The following is an 18,587-nucleotide window of genomic DNA, read 5'->3' as shown; positions in this document are numbered from 1 at the left end:
TCGCGAGATGCTATCGGGTGATGGACAATTCGGCGGGCGCGCCGGTCAGCGTGCGTTTCGGCGAGCAGGTGATGATCATGATCGCGAGCGTCAGGATGTACGGCGCGGCGTTGAACAAATGATAGCCGGAGGTGATGCCGACCGATTGCAGCGCGGGCCCGAGTGCGGCCGCGCCGCCGAAGGCGAGCGAGGCCCACAGGCACAGCATCGGGTCCCAGCGCGCGAAGATCACCAGCGCCACCGCGGTGATGCCCTGTCCCGAGGAAAGGCCCTCGTTCCAGCTGCCGGGATAGAACAGCGACAGGAACGAGCCGCCGATGCCGGCGAGGAAACCGCCGACCATGGTGGCGCGCAACCGGATCAAGAGCACCGAATGGCCCATCGCGCGCGCCGCATCGGCGCTCTCGCCGGCGGTGCGGATCAAGAGGCCCCAGCGCGTGGTCCTGAAGGCCCAATAGAGCAGCGGCGCGATCGCGACGCCGATCAGGAACAGCACGTTGATGCGCAGCGCCGCGCGGACCTGCGGGATGTCGCTCCACCAGCCGAAATCGATCGCGGGCAGCCGGGCCGCCGTCGGCTCGATCAGCGGCTTGCCGAGGAAGAACGCGAGGCCGGTGCCGAGCAGCATCAGCGCGATGCCGACCGCGATGTCGTTGACGCGCGGCAGCGAGCAGATGCCGGCATGCAGCGCGCCGAACAACGCGCCGGTGATGCCGGCCGCGAGCACCCCGAGCCACGGCGAGCCCGACAGATAGGAGATGCCGTAGGCGCTCATCGCGCCCATCACCAGCGTGCCCTCGAGGCCGAGATTGATGCGGCCACTTCGCTCGGTGATGCACTCGCCGAGGCTGACGAACAGGAACGGCGTCGAGACGCGGATGGCGCCGCCGAACACGGCGAGCGGGACGGTCCAGAGCCCGAGCGATGCGTCCGCCATGTCAGGACTTTCCCCTCAGGAAGCCGATGCGCCCGTAGAGCGCGTCGCTGGCCAGCACGAACACGAAGATGATGCCTTGCAGCACCAGCACGGAGGCGTCGGGCAGGCCGAGCCGGCGTTGCAACAGGCCGCCGGAGGCCGAGATGCCGCCGAGCAGGATCGCCACCGGAATGATCGCCAGCGGATTCTGCCGCGCCAGGAACGCAACCAAGATGCCGGTGAAGCCGTAGCCCGCCGCAAGATTGGCATTGGTGCGGCCCTGCACGGCCGCTACCTCGATCATGCCGGCCAGCCCGGCGCAGCTGCCGGCGAGGAAGCACACGGTCAGGATCAGCTTGCCGACACTGAGGCCGACGATCTTGGCGGCGCGGATGTTGCCGCCGGCGACGCGCGCAGCGAAGCCGAAGGTGGTGTGATAGATCAGGATGTAGGCGGCGATGGCGGCGACGAGGCCGAACACTAGGCCCCAATGCACGTCGGTGCCGGGAATGGTGCCGATCATGTTGGCGGCGCCGATCTCGCGCGTCGACGGCTTGTTGAGGCTCGCCGGATCGCGCATCGGGCCCTCGACCAGATGGTTGAGGATGGCAAGCGCGATATAGACCAGCAGCAGGCTCGAGATCGTCTCGTTGACCCCGCGATATTGCCGCAGGCCGCCCGACAGCGTGATCCAGAGGCCGCCGCCGATCATGCCCGCGATCACCATCGCGATCTGCACCACGATCGGCGCCGCGCCCTGCAGCGCCAGCGCCGCCGCGGTCGCCGACAGCGCGCCGATCAACAACGCGCCTTCGCCGCCGATGATCACCATGCCGAGCTGCGCCGGCAGCGCCGTGCACAGCGCGGTCAGGATCAACGGCGCGGCGCGGGTCAGCGTGTTCTGCCAGGAGAAGGCGGTGCCGAACGCGCCGTAATACATGTAGAAATACAGATCGAGCGGGTTCTTGCCGTGGAGCGCGACAAAGCCGCCGAACACCGCGAGCGCGCCGACCAGCGCCGCGCCCGGGATCAGGATGTATTCGATGCGCGCGCCGTGGCGCTGGAGGAATCCGGGATCGGCGGCCGGAGCGATTCCGGCCGCCTCCACCGATTCCGCCGTCTCGGTCGTCACGCGGTGGCTCCGATCACGCCCTCGACGAGATAGTCCATCTTCTCGAGTTCGGGATCCTGCTGGCCGCGATCGGTGCCGGAAGCGATCACCGTCTTGCCCTTGTTGTCGACGAGCGGGCCCTTGAAGATCGTAAACTCGCCGGCCATGAACTTGGCCTTGACGTCGTCGGCGTGCTTGCGCGCCTCGGCGGACACCATCTCGCCATAGGGCGACACCTTGACGATCTCTTCCTTGAGGCCGCCGCGATAGAAGTTCGGGATCGCTTCGCCGGCGGTGATCATCTTGACGAATTTCGGGTAGAGCGCCTCCCAATTCCACTCGGCGCCGGTGAGATAGGCCTTCGGCGCCAGCGGCGACTGGTTGACGTGATAGCCGCATACGAGAGCGCCGCGGCGCGCGGCGTTCTCGACCATCGTCTTTGGTCCGTCGACATGGCAGGTCAGCACGTCGACGCCCTGGTCGATCAGGCTGTTGGTAGCCTCGGCTTCCTTGACCGGCATCGACCAGTCGCCGGTGAAGATCACCTGGGTGGTCGCCTTCGGATTGGCGAGCCGGGCGCCGAGCGTGAACGCGTTGATGTTGCGCAGCACCTGCGGGATCGGCTTGGCGGCGACGAAGCCGAGCTTGCCGCTCTTGGTCGAATAGCCGGCCACGATGCCGGAGATGTATTGCGCCTCGTCGATATAGCCGAAATAGCTGCCGGCGTTCTTCGGGTCCTTGTCGGACCACAGGCCGCCGCAGTGCTCGAAGCGCAGTTTTGGAAACTTGCCTGCCATCTTGAGGACGTGCGGGTTGTAGTAGCCGAACGAGGTCGGGAACATGAGCGTGGCGCCGTCGAGATTGATCATGGACTCGATCGTCTTCTCGACCGCATCGGTCTCCGGCACCTTCTCTTCCTCGACGACCTTGATGCCGGGAAGCTTCTTCACCGCCGCGGCTCCTTGCGCGTGCGCCTGGTTGTAGCCGTAGTCGTCGCGCGACCCGACATAGATGAAGCCGATCGTGGTTTCCGCTGCCGCCGCGCCCCGAATGCCGAGCGTGCTGCCGAGCGCCAGTGCGGCGCTGCCCTGCAATAAATGCCTTCTTGAAATCCTGCCAAAATCCATCGCTCGCTCCCTCCGGCGGGTCCGGCCCGCCTGTCCCTGTCGCAGCCGCCTGACGGCGGAGCTTGGGGAAAGTGTCGCAAGCTTCATGCCAGAGCATGTTTGGCGATCAGTCCTTCGTAAATGATTGAATGTATGTGAGAATGGTGATTGGCCCCAGAAAGCTCGGAAGCTGATTGAGATCGATTTGCCTATTTTATGAGCGATCGATCGCTGTTGTATGCAATGCCGTTAAGCAGTCGCTAACCGCTGGACGACCGGTGCGAGCCCGGTCTCGGCCTGCGCACGACGCCAATTGCCGGCTGGTGAATCGGATCGGGCCTGCTACGAGTGAAGCGGGCTCCGGCGGCCGCGTTGGACTGATGGGAAACACCATGAACGAGACAAAACCGTCTTCGCTTGGCGACGAGATCGTCGCGCGGATCAATCAGCTCGCGACGATCTCCGAGACGCCGGAGCATCTGGCGCGAATCTTCCTCACCGACGAGCACCGCAAGACGGCCGATCTCATCCTGTCCTGGATGCGCGAGGCCGGCATGAGCGCGCATCTCGATGCGATCGGCAATGTCTGCGGCCGCTACGAAGGCGAGCAGCCGGGCTTGCCGGCGCTGATGCTCGGCTCGCACTACGACACCGTGCGCGACGCCGGCAGATGGGATGGCCCGCTCGGCGTCATCACCGCAATCGCCTGCGTTGCCGATCTGAACCGGCGCGGCAGGCGGCTGCCGTTCGCGATCGAGATCGTGGGCTTTGCGGACGAGGAGGGCGTGCGCTTCGCCTCGACCCTGCTCGGCAGCCGCGCGGTCGCCGGCACCTTCGACGAGAGCGTGCTCAACACGCGCGACCGCACCGGGACGTCGATGCGCGATGCGCTGCTTCAATTCGGGCTCGATCCCGATCATATCGGCAAGGCGGCGCGCGCCCGCCGCGAGCTGCTCGGTTATGTCGAGCTGCACATCGAGCAGGGTCCCGTGCTGGAAGAGAAGGCGCTGCCGGTCGGCGTCGTCACCGCGATTTCAGGGGCGACAAGGCTTGCGGCCAGTCTCACCGGCGTCGCCGGCCATGCCGGCACGGTGCCGATGAAGCTGCGGCGCGATGCGCTGGCGGGTGCTGCCGAATGCATCGTTGCGATCGAGCAGTTTTGCAGGTCCGACGAACAAGGCCTCGTCGGCACCGTCGGCTATGTCAACGCGATGCCGGGCGCCACCAATGTGATCCCGGGCAAGGTGTCCTTCACCATGGATATCCGCTCGCAGAACGACATGCATCGCAAGCGCGCCGTCGCCGACATCGTGCGGCAGATCGAGGCGATCGCAAAACGCCGCGACCTTGCCTTGCAGATCGACGTCACCCACGAGAACCGCAGCGTGCCCTGCGCGCCGTGGCTCAAGACGCAGATCGCCGAGGCGGTCGCGGCCGAGGGCCATGCAGTGTTCGAGCTGCCGAGCGGGGCGGGGCATGACGGCATGGCGATGGTGGATGTCGCCGATATCGGCATGATCTTCGTGCGCTGCCGCTGCGGGATCAGCCACAATCCGGCCGAGCATGTCGAACTCGCCGATGCCGACACCGGCGCGCGGGTGCTGCTGCGCTTCGTCGAGAATTTTGGTCCGCACGTTGCCGTGAATAGCTAAAATTGCGCGCTTCGCAGGCCTTCGCTGAGGAGCGCTTGCTGTCCACGTTGCGTCAGCACGCCGCAGGCACCGGTCCAGGGGTCGCTGCCGGCTCCGCCCGTGCATGATCCGGACAGATCAGACCACCGTTTCCGGCTCAGCTGGCCTATTTGCGGGCCGGGCGTGAAGCGCTAGACTTGGTGCAACGGGGGGTAGTGGACATGAGGTCGTCCGTCGTCCAGGACGTTCAGTTCCCAAAGCAACCGGCGCTGCAGCTGATCTATGACACTGCGCCGATCGGGCTCGCCTACCTCTCTCCGGATTGCCGTTACCTTCAGATCAACCAGCGTCTCACCGAAATCTGCGGCATTTCGGTCGAAGGTCACCTCGGGCGTACGGTGCACGATTGCGTGCCCGCACTGGCTTCGGCCGTCGAAGGTATCGTTCAGTCGATCATGGAGACCGGAGAGCCCGTCACCGACGTGGAGGTTTACGGCCAGCGCCCCGGCCACAATGACGAGCGATGCTGGATCACGCATTGGCATCCGCAGCGCGAACCGAACGGGAGCATCGTCGGCGTCAACGTTGCGGCCGAGGAAATCACCGATCGCAAGCGCAGCGAACGCGAGATCCGCGCCGCGCGCGATGCAGCCGAGAAGGCGTTGCACCATCTGCAGGAGACCCAGGCGTCGCTGATCGAGGCGGAAAAGCTCGCGGCGCTGGGCCGGCTGGTGGCCGGCGTCGCGCACGAGATCAACAGTCCGGTCGGCACCAGTCTCACCGTCGCCTCGGTGCTGGAGCAGAAATGCGCCGACTTCGCTGCCGAGGCCGCGCGCGGCAAGCTGAAGCGATCCAGCCTGAGCGATTTCATCGAGGTCGTCGAAAGCGCCTCGTCGCTGCTGGTCGGCAACCTCAAGCGCGCGGCGGACCTGGTGCAGTCGTTCAAGCAGGTCGCCGTCGATCGCAGCTATTTCGATCGGAGCCAGTTCGATCTCGGCGCGGCGACCGAGCAGGTCCTCTCGAACCTGCGTCCGGCCTTGCCGAAGAACAACCTGGCGCTCGAGGTTGATTGCCCGCCCGGTCTTGCCATGAACAGTTACCCCGGCCCCTACGGCCAGGTGCTGACCAACCTGTTCGTCAATTCGGTGGCGCATGCGTTTCCGGATGGCAAGGGCGGCATCATCGCGATCCGGCTGCGCGCCTCAGGCGCGGACCAGGTCGAGATCCTGTTCGCCGACAACGGTTGCGGGATGGACGACGACGTGCTGCGGCAGGCCTTCGATCCATTCTTCACCACGCGCCGCGACATCGGCCGCATCGGGCTCGGTCTCCACATCGTTCATAACATCGTCACGAACCGGCTGGGCGGAGAGCTCCATCTCGACAGTGCACCGGGCATGGGGACACGCATGCGGATCACGCTGCCACGCGTGGCGCCGCAGCGCGTGACCGATGGTTGATGGTTACAGGGGAGGCCGAGAAGGAAATGCTCCCCGGCTTTCGGACCGGAAAACGTCCTTCCAAGTAACCGCCGCAAAAGGCATTCCACTACCCTTGCTTCTGCCCCCGTCGTCGCGACATTCTTAGGGTATTCCTGATGGTTACGACGATGAGCCAATCCGCATTCGATCCCTTCGGCGAGCCGGTCCCCGCGGTCGATCCTTCGATCGCGAGCGAGGGCGTGTCGAAATGGCTGAAGACCGCGGGCACCAGCGTGTTCTGGGTGCTGGTGGTCGGCATCGTGCTGGCACGGGCCGTCTATTTCGAGCCCGGCGTGTTCAGCTTCGAGCATGCCGTTGCCTGGGCGCAGGGTCTGTTCGCCGCGCTCTAGCCGCAGGTCCGCGCGGCGCCGTCCTGGCCCTTTGCGCCTCCCGAATGATCCCCTCGAACGCGACCGCCGTTGGCACCTCGAGCCGGCCGGGCGATTTCAGTTGCCAGAGCGTGCGCTCGATATGGATGCCCTTGATCGGGATCACCTTCAGCTTTCCGAGCTTCACTTGATCGTCGATCGTTGCGATCGACACGATGGCGACGCCGACGCCTGATGCCACCGCCTGCTTGATCGCCTCGGTGCTGCCGATCTCGAGCGTCCGCTGCGGCTCGACGTGGTGGGCCGCCAGCGCCTGCGCGACCACCTCGCGCGTGCCTGAGCCGGGTTCCCGCACGATCAGGATCTCGTCGTTCAGCGACCGGATGTCGATCGGCCCCTGGACCGCTGCGAAGCGATGATCCGGACCCGCAATCAGCGCCATCACGTCGGTACGCCAGGCTTCGCTGACCAAATTCTCGTCCTCGACCGGCCCCTCGACCAGCGCGATCTCGATCTCGTGTCCCAGCATCAGCGCGGCGATGTCACTGGTGTTGGCGCTGACGACATGCAGATCGATGCCGGGAAAGGCGCGGTGGTACACGCCGAGATATTCCGGGATCATGTAGGTCGCGATCGTGGTGCTGGCGCCGATCCGCAGCGAGCCGCTGTCGAGATTGCGCAGCGCCTGCAATTCGTCCTCGGCGGCGCGTTCGGCCGCGAACAGCGTCTCGGCATGCCGCGCCAGCGCCGCGCCCTCCCGGGTCGGCCGCACCCCCTTCGGCGTGCGGTCGAGCAGCCGGCAGCCGACCTGCAGCTCGAAATCCCGCACGCCCTTGGAGATCGCCGGCTGGCTGATGTGCAGGAGGTCGGCGGCGCGGGAGAAACTTCCGGTCCTCGCCACGGCCGCGAACAGGCGGAGCAGATGCAGGTTGAGGGACATAACTTCTCTCTATCGGGGCAGTCCGAAAATATATTAGCCAAGAGGGGTGCCATGGCGCATAAAATCTTCTCCGAAAAGAGGATTTTGTGCCGGAACAAGAACAAGACCAGGGGCAGAAGCAGGGGGCGCCGAGGCGCATATTCCAGCTCATTCCGGGGATTCTGCTCTGTGGGGTCGTCACGGTCATCTCGCTCGGCATCCAGGCCGCCGAGGAGCGCGCTTTCGACCATCCCTATATCGAGGCCCTCGTCGTGGCGATCCTGCTCGGCATGGCGGTGCGCACCGCCTGGGAGCCGTCGGCGCGCTGGCGCTCGGGCATTGCCTTCAGCGCCAAGCAGCTGCTCGAGGTCGCGGTGATGCTGCTCGGCGCCTCCATCAGCTTTGCCGCGATCGTGGCGTCGGGCGGGCTGCTGATCGGCGCCATCGCGGTGACCGTCGTGATCATGCTGGCGGTGAGCTATGGCCTCAGCCGGATGCTCGGGCTCAAGACCAAACTCGCGATCCTGATCGCCTGCGGCAATTCGATCTGCGGCAACTCGGCGATCGCGGCGGTTGCGCCGGTGATCGAGGCCGATGGCGACGACATCGCCTCGTCGATCTCGTTCACCGCCATTCTCGGTGTGCTGATGGTGCTCGGCCTGCCGCTGCTGATCCCACTGCTGAAGCTGACGGCGACGCAATACGGCATCCTCGCTGGCCTCACCGTCTATGCCGTGCCGCAGGTGCTGGCCGCGACCGTGCCGGCCGGCATCGTCTCGACCCAGATCGGCACGCTGGTCAAGCTGGTGCGGGTGTTGATGCTGGGCCCGATCGTGATCGGCCTCTCGCTGCTGGTGGCGCGGCGGCGCAAGGCCGGCGCCGCCAGGGAGGGCACCTCGAAGGCCGCCTCGATCAGCCCGTTCAAGCTGGTGCCCTGGTTCATCATCGGCTTCCTGGCGCTGGCCGCGCTGCGCTCGTTCCAGCTCGTGCCTGACATCGCGATCGCGCCGGTGACCAAGACGGCGGCGATCCTCACCGTCGTGTCGATGGCGGCCCTCGGGCTCGGCGTCGATGTGCGGGTGCTCTCGACGGTCGGCGGCCGGGTGACGGCCGCCGTCACGCTGTCGCTGATGCTGCTGCTGGGCTTGAGCATCGGCCTCGTGCACTTCTTCAAGTAGAGCATGATCCGGAAAAGTGTGGAGCGGTTTTCCGAAGAGATCATGCTCACATCAAAGGGCCGGCTACTCGGCGGCCTTCGCGGTCTTGCCGAACATCCGTGTCGGTGCGGGAAAGCCGCAGGACGTGCCGTCGGTGATCTTGACCTGATCTTCCCAAGGCAGGCGGAAGCGGCCGGACACCATGTCCTGCATGAACGTGTAGGGGCAATCCATCGCACCGCCCTTCACCGCGACATAGCCGCGGTGCCAGAGCTGATAGATGTTGTTCTCGACGCCCCAGTTGATCCGCGCCTCGCGCACGAGGTCGGGCCGCACCTCGGCGGTGATGATCTCGTCGGCCCGCCCCGTGGTCCCGTGCGCGATGATGCTGCCGTCGAAATTGACGATCATGCCTTCGCCCATCGAGTCGAACGACCCGTCCGAGCCGCACATGCAGACATTGGCCGTCACCATCAGGTTCTGGAACGCGTTGGCCTGGTTGGTGAAGCGCCAGCTGTCGCGGATCGGCGCGGTGTAGCCTGCGGTGCGGATCATGATCTCCGCGCCCTTGTAGGCGCATTCGCGGGCCATTTCCGGGAACATGCCGTCATGGCAGATGATCAGCGCGATCTTCGCGCCTTTCGGTCCATCGATCACGGGAATGCCGATGTTGCCGGGCTCCCACGGCTCGACCGGAATCCAGGGATGGAATTTGCGGTAGTACAGCTTGATATCGCCGTGATCGTCGATGATCAGCCCTGAATTATAGGGGTTACCATGCGGGTTGAACTCCATGATGGAGAAGCAGCCCCAGATCTTGTTCTCGATGCAGGCCCGCTTGAAAGCCGCGACTTCAGGCCCGTCGAGCCGGCACATGATCTCCGGATTGGTATCCATCGAGAGGCCGTGCAGCGAATATTCGGGGAACACGACGAGGTCCATGGTTCCGAGGTTACGCCGCGCCTTGCCGACCATCCATACGATGCGCTCCGTCTGCCGTGCCAAGTCGGACCTTGTCGCAACCACAGGCAACTGCAGCTGAACCAGTCCGATCACCACGCCATTTGGTGATTTGTTGAGACCGCCAAGTCCATTCATGCCTGTCCTCCCGCCTGTTTGAAATGGGCTGTCATTTCGCGAACGATGATCTTCGTTCGGTCGGGCTCCCAGCTAGCAACGATCATGCCAGCAAGAGCGCAGAATGCGCAAATGCAGCGTACGGTCGCATGCTGATCGGGATCGCCGCGATGCGCGACATCATTGCGCAATGGCACGCGGTTTGCTTTGCTTAATCAAATGCGGGTTTTCTCGCATTCGGGGCGTGCGTCATGGCGAATTCAAGCGGGACAATCGCGGCGGAGCCGGAGCCGATCACGCTCGACTGGAGCAGGACCGCGCTCGTCATCATCGACATGCAGCGCGATTTCATGGAGCGAGGGGGCTTCGGCGAGACGCTCGGCAATGACGTCAGCCGGCTCGCCCGCGCGGTGAAGCCGATCGTCGCGGTGCTCGCGGCGGTGCGCGACGCCGGGCTGCTCGTGGTCCACACCCGCGAGGGCCATCTGCCCGATCTCTCCGACGCGCCGCCGGCGAAGCTCGAGCGCGGTGCGCCTCGCTTGCGGATCGGCGATCCCGGACCGATGGGACGAATCCTGATCCGCGGCGAGGCGGGGCACGACATCATTCCGGAGCTCTATCCCCTCGACAGCGAGATCGTGATCGACAAGCCCGGCAAGGGCGCGTTCTACGCCACCGAATTCGGCGACATCCTGCAAAAGTACGGCATCGAGAATCTGCTGGTCTGCGGCGTCACCACCGAGGTCTGCGTCAACACCACGGTGCGCGAGGCCAACGACCGCGGCTACCGCTGCGTCGTGATATCAGACGGCTGCGCGTCCTACTTCCCGGAATTCCACGAGATGGGCCTGAAGATGATCAAGGCCCAGGGCGGCATTTTTGGTTGGGTCACCGATTCAGCTGCGGTGCTGCTGGCTCTCGCTGGCTAGAGGGGCGAGGGGACGCGTCAGGGATATCGCCTTTGTGACCCAAAGCGGACTCTGGCGTGCACAACAAGCTTGACGCTATGGCCGTGCATCGCGTTTATCCTCCACATGAGCACGATCAAAGCAGTCTGCGTCTATTGCGGCTCCTCGCCCGGTCACGACGTTGCCTACGTCGAGGCAGGCGAACGATTGGGACACGCTCTTGCCGCATCGGGATTGACGCTGATCTACGGCGGCGGAACCCATGGTGTGATGGGCGCGGTCGCTCGCGGCACACTGAATAACGGCGGCAAGGTCGGCGCGATCATTCCGAGATTTCTCACAAACTGGGAAACGACGACTGATGCGCTCAAGATGTTCGAAGACTTGACGATCACAGACACCATGCACGAGCGCAAACACAGAATGTTCGAGCGTTCTGATGCCTTCGTGGCACTTCCGGGTGGCATCGGTACCGTCGAGGAAATCGTGGAAATCATGACTTGGGCCCAGCTTGGGCAGCACCGTAAGCCGATGGTCCTGGTGAACATCAAAGGGTTTTGGGCGCCGATGATGGCAATGCTGGACCACATACGCAGCGCAGGTTTCCTTCATAGAGACCACCTGCTTCAACCCATTATCGTTGATCGTGCCGAGGACGTAATCCCCGCGATTGTCGCGGCCGCTGCTAAAGAGAGCGCGTCCGAAGTCGGTGGTTCGTCGATCATCGACAAGATGTAGATTTCAGTGTCCTCAGACTTAATGGGGCCGGGTGCCATCGGCTTCCGCTATTGGCCTCAGCCGACATGACCGAGCGCGTTTCGTTTGTCCGCTTCTGACGGTAATGCAGGCGTCATTCGGCAGGCGGATTTACGAGTACGCGCTCTAGCACTACTTTGGCAGATTGTTGATTTTGCCGCGTTTTATAGGATTCCCGAATCAATTTTTCAATGATTCATGGGTGGTCGGCTCTGGGAGGGCTGACCATGCCCGGATGGGAAGACGAACTCGAACGCTGGCTGATGCCGTTCTTGGACCGGCTGGGTCATAAGACCCGGCAGCGGATGTGTCCTCTGTATGTTGCGGGATTGATCGGTCCGGGCGATCGCAAGAGCGTTCAGCCGATGGCGGAACGCCTTGCCACGAGCAACTACGACCAGTTGCACCATTTCATTGCGGACGGTGTCTGGGACGCGACGCCGCTGGAGACAGAGCTGCTCAACCAGGCGGACCGACTTGTCGGCGGCAGGGATGCGGTGCTGGTTATTGATGACACCTCACTTCCCAAGAAGGGTGAGCGCTCGGTCGGTGTTGCGGCTCAATACGCGTCGGCTCTCGGTAAAACGGCAAATTGCCAAACGCTGGTGTCTTTGACGCTTGCTCGCGGCGAAGTGCCCGTGATGGTCGCGTTACGTCTCTTTCTGCCTGACAGTTGGACAAGCGACATATCTCGTTTGAAGCGCGCTCGCGTGCCAGTCGAACATCGAACGGCACGGTCCAAGCCCGAGATTGCTCTAGCCGAGATTGACCGCGCGATGGCAGCCAACGTGCGCTTTGGATGTGTGCTGGCGGATGCAGGATACGGCCTCAGCGCACCGTTTCGACAAGGGCTAACAGAGCGCGGGCTGACCTGGGCTGTCGGCATCCCTCGGCACCAGAAAGTGTATCCGGTCGATGTGAAGCTCATTTGGCCGATTACCAAAGTCCGCGGAAAACCACGAAAGCACCACGTGCCCGATATCTTATCGATTGCCGCAGAACAAATGCTCGCCAGCGCCAAATGGAAAACCGTGAGTTGGCGTAGCGGGACGAAAGGTCGGCTTAAAGCCCAATTTGCTGCTCTCCGTGTCCGGACCGCCGACGGCCCTCCGCAGCGGATATGGGATAAAGGTCAGCAGCATCTCCCAGGCGACGAAGCCTGGCTCATTGGCGAGCAACGTGCGTCCGGGGAGAAGAAATACTATCTGGCCAACCTTCCGGCGGCGACGGATCTGCGCACGCTGGCCGCCACCATCAAGGCACGGTGGATTTGTGAGCAGGCGCATCAGCAGTTGAAGGAGGAACTTGGACTTGATCACTTCGAAGGGCGATCATGGCAAGGTCTTCATCGCCACGCCTTGATGACAATGATTGCCTACGCCTTCCTGCAACATCGTCGCCTCGCATACGCGGGGCGGAAAAAAAAGAATCAACGGGCCTCCGCCTCAGCCAACCATGCCAGCCGTACGTCACGCCATCGTCGATCTCATCCTTCGGCCGCCGTCTCAGCAGTGCCCATATTGCCGAAAGCAGATCCGTGAAAAACAGCGGCGAAAACACAATCTGCCAAAGTAGTGCTAGCCGCCTTTCACCGCACCCGCCGTCAGTCCCGCCACGATCTGCCGCTGCGCCATCACGGTGAGCAGCAGCACCGGCGCGGTCACGATCAGCGCGGCGCCGGCGAGCGGGCCCCAGCTCAGCTGATCGAACGAGATCATGTTGTAGACCGCGACCGGCAGCGTGCGGGTCTCACGCCCGGCCAGCACGATGCCGAACACGAAATTATTCCAGGAGAAGATCACCGCGAGGATGAAGGCGACCGCAAGGCCGGGCTTGGCGATCGGCAGCGCGACATGGCGGAACACCTGCCAGCGCGTCGCGCCGTCGATCAGCGCAGCTTCCTCCAGCTCCAGCGGCGTGGTCTCGAAATAGCCGATCATGATCCAGATCACGATCGGCACCGTGACCACGAGATGGATGATGATCTGCGGCACCAGCGTGCCGAGCAGGCCGAGCCACTGGAACAGCAGGAACAACGGGATCAGATACGACAGGCCCGGCGTGATGCGCGCGATCAGGATCACGATCGCCGATTTATGCGCCGCCATCCGCGCGATGCCGTAGCCGGCGGGCACGCCGACCAGCATCGCAAGCCCCGTGGCGCAGCCGGTGACCACAAGGCTGTTGCTGAAATAGGTCAGGAACCGGTTGGACGCGAACACGTCGGCATAGTTCTTCCAGGCGATATGCTCCGGAAAGAACACCGGCGGGTAGGAGGCGTTGTCGATCTCGAATTTGAGCGACAGCGAGGCCATCCAGAGGAAGAACAGGATCGCCGGCGAGACGATGACGAACACCGACAGCCAAAGCCCGATCCGCCCGAGAATCTGGCGCGGGTTCATGCCTCGCCCCCGAGTTCAGATGTCCACAGCAGGCGCTTGCGCAAGTAAAGCAGCAGTGCCGCCAGCGCCACGATCAGGAGGAAGAACACCACCGCGATCGCCGAGCCGTAGCCGAGGTCGTAATAGACGAAGGCGACGCTGTAGAGATAGACGTTGATGGTCTCCGACGCCGAGCCCGGTCCGCCCTGGGTGATCGCGAAGATGATGTCGAAGCTTTTCACCGCGTCGATCATGCGGATCATGCCGGCGATGAACAGAAACGGCATGATCAAGGGCAACGTGATGAAGCGGAACACCTGCCAGAAATTGGCGCCGTCGATCTGCGCGCTCTCGTAGGGTTCGGTCGGGATCGCGGCGAGGCCGCCGAGCACGATCAGCATCACCAGCGGCGTCCATTGCCAGGTCTCGACCAGCACCAGCGAGGGGATCACCGTCGCCGGGTTGAACACCCAGAGCTGCGGCGGCAGCCCGACCAGCGACAGCAGATAGTTCAAGACGCCAAGCTGCGGGTGGAACATCATGGTCCACACCAGCGCGATCGCCACCGGCGTGGCCATCATCGGCATGATGAAGATGCCGCGCAGGAAACCGCGCGCGGCGAATTTCTGATGGAATACCACCGCCGCCAGCGTGCCGAACACCAGCGGCAACAGCACTGACAGCGCTGTATAGGACAGCGTGTGCCCGACCGCCTCGACGAAGCGCGGATCGGTCGGCAGCCGCAGATAGTTCGCGAGCCCCACGAACACGGTCGGCGAGCCGACCTTCCATTCCTGCAGGCTCATCCAGATCGTGAAGACCCACGGAAAGATGATCACCGCCAGCACCACGACGAGCGCCGGGATCACGAACGGCCAGTACGACGGCGGACGCCATTCACGCGCCGGGGCGGCCTCTCCAGAGCCTGCGGCTCTGGACTCTTGCTTTGACGCGTTTTCTTCACGCGAACCGGTACCCACTTCGCTTGAAAACGCTTTGCTGGCCGCCGCCGGCTCAGTCTGTGTCACCACGCTCACGCTTTTTCGCTACGCTCCAGGATGGGGCGGAATTGCTCGTGCGCCTTTTTCAGCTCGGTGGCCGGATCGGCGCCCGACAGCGTCGCGGTCAGCGCGGCGCCGACGATGTCGCGGAATTCGGCGACCGGGATGATGACGGGCAGGCCGAGCTTGGAGATCTTGGCGGAGTCAACCACCGACTGCAGCCATTCCTTGGTCTTCACGCCCTTGGCGACTTCGGCATCGTCGACGATGGAGTTGCGGAACGGCACGCCGCCGCCGGCCTGCAGCAGGCGCGCGCCCTGTCCGCGCGAGACCACCCATTGGCAGAGCAGATAGGCGGCTTCCTTGTTCTTGCTCGCCGCGGCGATGCCGACGCCGTCGCCATAGGTCGAGGAGAACTTGCCCTTGGGACCGGCGGGTACCAGCGTGTAGCCGACCTTGCCGACGACGCGCGAGGCGGCGGGATCTTCCAGCGGCGGCGCCCAGCCGTCGGCGTCGATCCACATCGCGGACCTGCCTTGCGTGAAGGACGCCATCGACTCCATCCAGTTGAAGCCGGCGACGCCGGGAGGCGCGCATTTCGTCAGCAGGCGCTGATATAGCTTGGTGGCCTCGATCGCCTCGGGGCCGTCGGTCAGGATGTTGCCCTTGGCATCGAGGAATTCGCCGCCATAGTTCAGATAGAAGTTGGTCCACATCGCCATGTTGGCGTTGCGCAGGCCGCGGCCGACGAAGCCGTAGATGCCTTCCTTCGGATCGGTCAGCTTCTCGGCCGCGATTGCCATCTCCTCGAGCGTCTTCGGGACCTCGACGCCCTTCTTCTGGAACAGCTCCTTGTTATAGTAGAGGATGAAATAGTCGACCGACCATGGCAGCGACAGCATCTGGCCCTTGTCGTTGCGCGCATATTGCAGCCCGGCCGCCGAGAAATCGCTCTCGACGAGGTCCGGCGGCGTCATGCTCGGATCCTTCAGAAAGCCCGACATGTCGGCGAGCCAGCCGGCCTTCTCGAACTGCCGCTTCTGCACGTGATAGCTGAGGTGCACGACGTCGAAGCTCGGCTTGCCCGAGGACAGCTCGATCACGCATTTCTGGCGCTGCTGCTGCTCGGGGATCTGCTCCGACTCGACCTTGATGCCGGTGAGCTCGGTAAATTCCTTGATGTATTTTTGCAGATTGTCGCCGCGCGGCCCCTTGGCGAGAATCACCTCGAGCGTGGTGCCGGAATATTTCTTCCAGTTGACGTCGGCGCGGGCCGGAAATCCGGTCAGTCCAACCGCGCCGGCGGCCGCGGTGCCGGCCAGCATCTGCCGGCGCGAGATCAGGTGATGCGACATGTTTCTCTCCCTGGACGGTTCTTGTTTGGGAGAGATACTAGCGCCTCAACTTTCTGTGCCTAGTCCCACATGCGCGGCGCCGTTGCATAACGCTGCGCCGCGCATGGTATGGCAGCTATGCCTTGACGAAAGCGAGCAGGGTGCCGTTGCCGGAAGCCGGCGGCACGGTGATGCTATTGCCGCTCTTCACGCCGGCTGAGCCCAGCGCTTTCTCGGTCGCGGCAAGGTCGGCCGCGATCACGAGGCCGGCGCCGCCGCGGTCGGGCAGGCCATCCAGCGATACGCCGGGATAACGTTTGCCGAGCTGATCCCTGGTCAGGAACACGAAGTCGGCGCGGTTGCCGCCGGACGGCACCGCAACCGCACCGTCGGCGTCGTTCCTGACGGCGACGTCGATCATCCTGGAGAGATGCGCGGCATCGGCTGCGGGATCGGGCGAGACGATCAGTACCTGCTTGAGGCGTTTTGCCCCATTGGCGTGCGTCATCAATTCGGGAATCCACACCGTCTCGCGGGTCTTGTGCTGGCAGGCGAAGATGCGGACGCCGCCGGGCGCCTCCGCGGTCGGCCACTGGAAGGTGCGGAATTTCGCCGCGGAGACGGTGCCGTTCGGCAAGGTCACCGGGCGTTCGAAATCGGTCGGCCCGATCGGCGCATAGCCGCGCGCGCGAATCTCCTCGGCACCAGCAGCGGAATCCACCGCGGTGAATGCAATGCGTTCGATGCCTTCGCCGCGCTTCTCGAGGAAGGCGCGCGCCGGAGCGTTGTGTTCGGTCGGCGTCAGCACGCCGAGCAATTCCATGTAATCGGGGTCGAACATGATGGTGTAATTGCCCGATCCCATATGCGCGCTATGGGTGCCGCGCGGCGACACGGTGAAGCCGAGCCGCTTGTAGTTCTCGGCGGCCTTGTCGAGGTCCTTCACCATGACCACGGCATGATCGATTCCGATGACGTTCTTGAGTGCCACTTGTTGTCTTCCCGGCTGGAATAGGAGAGTAGAGTTAGCTAACCAGAATGACCGGGCGCCCGCAAGAAAGGATCATGATGAACAGCAATGCCGTGCGCTGGCCCAATTCGCTCTGGGCGGCAGTGACGCCCTCGGGCCCTGATTGCCCCGAGCTGACCGGCACGCAGCAGGCCGATGTCGTGATCATCGGCGGCGGTTTCACCGGGTTGTCGACCGCACTGCATTTGCGCGAGGCCAATGTCGACGTCGCGATCGTCGAGGCCGCCGAACCGGGCTGGGGCGCCTCGGGGCGCAACAACGGCCAGGTGATCCCGACGCTGTCGCGCCCCGATCCGGATGACATCATCGCGAGGCACGGCGCGGCCGGCGAGCGCTTCGTCGCGATGCTGCGTGACAGTGCGGCCATGCTGTTCGACGTCGTCAGGCGCTACAACATCGAGGCCGAGCAGGAGCAGGCCGGCTGGGTGCAGCCGGTGCACTCGCCGGGCCGCATCAAGATCGCAGAACGGCGGGTGCAACAATGGTCGAAATTCGGCGCGCCGGTCGAATTGCTGTCGCGCGATCAGACCAGCGACATGCTCGGCTCGAATGCCTGGTACGGCGGCTTCTGGAACAGGACAGGCGGCCACGTCAATCCGCTGGCGCTGGCGCGGGGCCTTGCGCGCACCGTGCTCGGCCTCGGTGCGCGGATCTATGCCCGCTCGCCGGCACTCAGTTTCGAGCGCCGCGGCGATCGCTGGGTGGTGAAGACGGAAAAGGGTGAAATCTCCGGCCGCGCGCTGGTGGTCGCGACCAATGCCTATAGCGGCGAGTTCGCGAAATCGCTGGTGCCGGAGATCGCGACCGAGGTGATGCCGGTGCTGTCGTGGCAGATGGCGACGCAACCGCTGTCGGACAATGTGCGCAAGACCATCATCCCCGCCCGGCAGGCGATGTCGGACACCCATGGCGAACTCTATTTCGCGCGCTACGACGCCCGCAACCGCCTCGTCACCGGCGGCGCCGTGCTCGGTCCGGGCGACAAGACCGGGCGGCTGAAGGCGCGGGTGACCGAGCGGCTGCAGCGTTTGTGGCCGCAGATCGGCGAGGTCTCCTTTGATTATGTCTGGAATGGCTATGTCGGGATGACCGCGGATTTCCTGCCGCGCATGCACCGGTTGGGACCGAACGCCTATGGCTGGACCGGCTGCAATGGCCGCGCGGTCGCGTTGACGATCCCGCTCGGTCGCGAATTGGCACGCGCGGTGCAAGGCGTCCCGGAAGGCGAGCTGGCGCTGCCGTTCTCCGAGCCGGTGCAGTACATGGCGCATGGATTGCTCCGCAAGCTGGCGCCCTGGATGCTGGTGCTCTACCGGCGCCGCGATGCACAGGAGCTGGTCAAGGGCGATCGATTCGAGTTGCTGCGCTGGGCCGAGTACTTCCTCGCCTCGCGCCGTTCGCGGTAAGCGCGGAGCAACGTCGCGCCACGCACGCGAGATAAAGGGCATGG

At 64.2% G+C, this 18,587-nt stretch carries 17 protein-coding genes; 8 read left to right on the top strand and 9 right to left on the bottom strand.

Features of this window, described 5'->3' with window-relative positions; translation table 11 throughout:
- Positions 1–10 precede the first annotated feature (10 nt).
- The 3 genes from ACVIYL_RS41685 to ACVIYL_RS41675 are packed head-to-tail and all read right to left on the bottom strand — an operon-like array spanning position 11 to position 3,154.
- The gene (locus ACVIYL_RS41685) at positions 11–937 is read right to left on the bottom strand and encodes an ABC transporter permease (RefSeq protein ID WP_018270387.1); all 927 of its coding nucleotides are present in this window, start codon (positions 935–937) and stop codon (positions 11–13) included.
- A 1-nt stretch (position 938) separates the two neighbouring features.
- Positions 939–2,048 (bottom strand): ABC transporter permease, encoded by a 1,110-nt coding sequence (locus tag ACVIYL_RS41680; protein WP_456781345.1) that lies wholly within the window; start codon positions 2,046–2,048, stop codon positions 939–941.
- Positions 2,045–3,154, bottom strand: a complete 1,110-nt coding sequence (locus ACVIYL_RS41675; protein ID WP_057015255.1) for a BMP family ABC transporter substrate-binding protein — start codon at positions 3,152–3,154, stop codon at positions 2,045–2,047. Before ACVIYL_RS41675 ends, ACVIYL_RS41680 begins: the two co-directional genes overlap by 4 nt.
- A gap of 371 nt (positions 3,155–3,525) precedes the next feature.
- Here ACVIYL_RS41675 and ACVIYL_RS41670 point away from each other — a divergent pair, with 371 nt between their 5' ends.
- The 3 genes from ACVIYL_RS41670 to ACVIYL_RS41660 all read left to right on the top strand — a co-directional run bounded on the left by ACVIYL_RS41670 (position 3,526) and on the right by ACVIYL_RS41660 (position 6,595).
- A complete protein-coding gene (locus ACVIYL_RS41670) occupies positions 3,526–4,785 on the top strand; it encodes an allantoate amidohydrolase (protein WP_456781344.1) in 1,260 nt (419 codons plus the stop codon).
- Positions 4,786–4,985: 200 nt separating this feature from the next.
- Positions 4,986–6,224, top strand: a complete 1,239-nt coding sequence (locus tag ACVIYL_RS41665; protein WP_456781343.1) for an ATP-binding protein — start codon at positions 4,986–4,988, stop codon at positions 6,222–6,224.
- 149 nt (positions 6,225–6,373) lie between these two features.
- Positions 6,374–6,595 (top strand): hypothetical protein, encoded by a 222-nt coding sequence (locus ACVIYL_RS41660; protein WP_038377517.1) that lies wholly within the window; start codon positions 6,374–6,376, stop codon positions 6,593–6,595.
- Here ACVIYL_RS41660 and ACVIYL_RS41655 read toward each other — a convergent pair.
- Entirely contained in the window at positions 6,543–7,514 is a 972-nt protein-coding gene (locus ACVIYL_RS41655; RefSeq protein WP_456781342.1) for a LysR substrate-binding domain-containing protein, read from the bottom strand. The two genes, ACVIYL_RS41660 and ACVIYL_RS41655, sit on opposite strands and share 53 nt — an antisense overlap.
- A gap of 86 nt (positions 7,515–7,600) precedes the next feature.
- Between ACVIYL_RS41655 and ACVIYL_RS41650 the strand changes: the two genes are divergently transcribed.
- Positions 7,601–8,671 carry a YeiH family protein gene (locus ACVIYL_RS41650; RefSeq protein WP_456781341.1) on the top strand — a complete coding sequence of 357 codons (1,071 nt, stop codon included), beginning with the start codon at positions 7,601–7,603 and terminating at the stop codon, positions 8,669–8,671.
- Between the two features lie 63 nt (positions 8,672–8,734).
- Here ACVIYL_RS41650 and ACVIYL_RS41645 read toward each other — a convergent pair whose 3' ends face one another.
- Positions 8,735–9,748: a formamidase gene (locus ACVIYL_RS41645; RefSeq protein ID WP_028339439.1), complete on the bottom strand. Its 1,014-nt coding sequence runs from the start codon at positions 9,746–9,748 to the stop codon at positions 8,735–8,737.
- Between the two features lie 230 nt (positions 9,749–9,978).
- Between ACVIYL_RS41645 and ACVIYL_RS41640 the strand changes: the two genes are divergently transcribed.
- From ACVIYL_RS41640 to ACVIYL_RS41630, 3 genes are all read left to right on the top strand, one after another.
- Positions 9,979–10,656, top strand: a complete 678-nt coding sequence (locus ACVIYL_RS41640) for a cysteine hydrolase family protein (RefSeq protein WP_456781340.1) — start codon at positions 9,979–9,981, stop codon at positions 10,654–10,656.
- Positions 10,657–10,761: 105 nt separating this feature from the next.
- Complete coding sequence (locus ACVIYL_RS41635) at positions 10,762–11,373, top strand: LOG family protein (RefSeq protein WP_283063114.1); 612 nt, start codon at positions 10,762–10,764, stop codon at positions 11,371–11,373.
- A gap of 209 nt (positions 11,374–11,582) precedes the next feature.
- Positions 11,583–12,932 carry an IS701 family transposase gene (locus tag ACVIYL_RS41630; protein ID WP_253605578.1) on the top strand — a complete coding sequence of 450 codons (1,350 nt, stop codon included), beginning with the start codon at positions 11,583–11,585 and terminating at the stop codon, positions 12,930–12,932.
- A 36-nt stretch (positions 12,933–12,968) separates the two neighbouring features.
- Here the strand turns inward: ACVIYL_RS41630 and ACVIYL_RS41625 are convergent, their stop codons facing one another.
- From ACVIYL_RS41625 to ACVIYL_RS41610, 4 genes are all read right to left on the bottom strand, one after another.
- The gene (locus ACVIYL_RS41625) at positions 12,969–13,793 is read right to left on the bottom strand and encodes a carbohydrate ABC transporter permease (RefSeq protein WP_456781339.1); all 825 of its coding nucleotides are present in this window, start codon (positions 13,791–13,793) and stop codon (positions 12,969–12,971) included.
- Positions 13,790–14,752, bottom strand: a complete 963-nt coding sequence (locus ACVIYL_RS41620; protein WP_076824485.1) for a carbohydrate ABC transporter permease — start codon at positions 14,750–14,752, stop codon at positions 13,790–13,792. Before ACVIYL_RS41620 ends, ACVIYL_RS41625 begins: the two co-directional genes overlap by 4 nt.
- 53 nt (positions 14,753–14,805) lie before the next feature.
- Positions 14,806–16,128, bottom strand: a complete 1,323-nt coding sequence (locus ACVIYL_RS41615; RefSeq protein ID WP_092082514.1) for an ABC transporter substrate-binding protein — start codon at positions 16,126–16,128, stop codon at positions 14,806–14,808.
- A gap of 115 nt (positions 16,129–16,243) precedes the next feature.
- The gene (locus tag ACVIYL_RS41610; RefSeq protein WP_456781338.1) at positions 16,244–17,098 is read right to left on the bottom strand and encodes a VOC family protein; all 855 of its coding nucleotides are present in this window, start codon (positions 17,096–17,098) and stop codon (positions 16,244–16,246) included.
- A 77-nt stretch (positions 17,099–17,175) separates the two neighbouring features.
- Between ACVIYL_RS41610 and ACVIYL_RS41605 the strand changes: the two genes are divergently transcribed.
- On the top strand, positions 17,176–18,543 hold the full coding sequence (locus ACVIYL_RS41605; protein ID WP_456781952.1) for an NAD(P)/FAD-dependent oxidoreductase: 1,368 nt from the start codon (positions 17,176–17,178) through the stop codon (positions 18,541–18,543).
- Positions 18,544–18,587: the final 44 nt, after the last annotated feature.

The sequence above is a fragment of the Bradyrhizobium sp. USDA 3315 genome (genome assembly GCF_054056795.1).
Note: the sequence above shows the minus strand (reverse complement) of the source record. Positions and strands in the feature narration are given on the sequence as shown.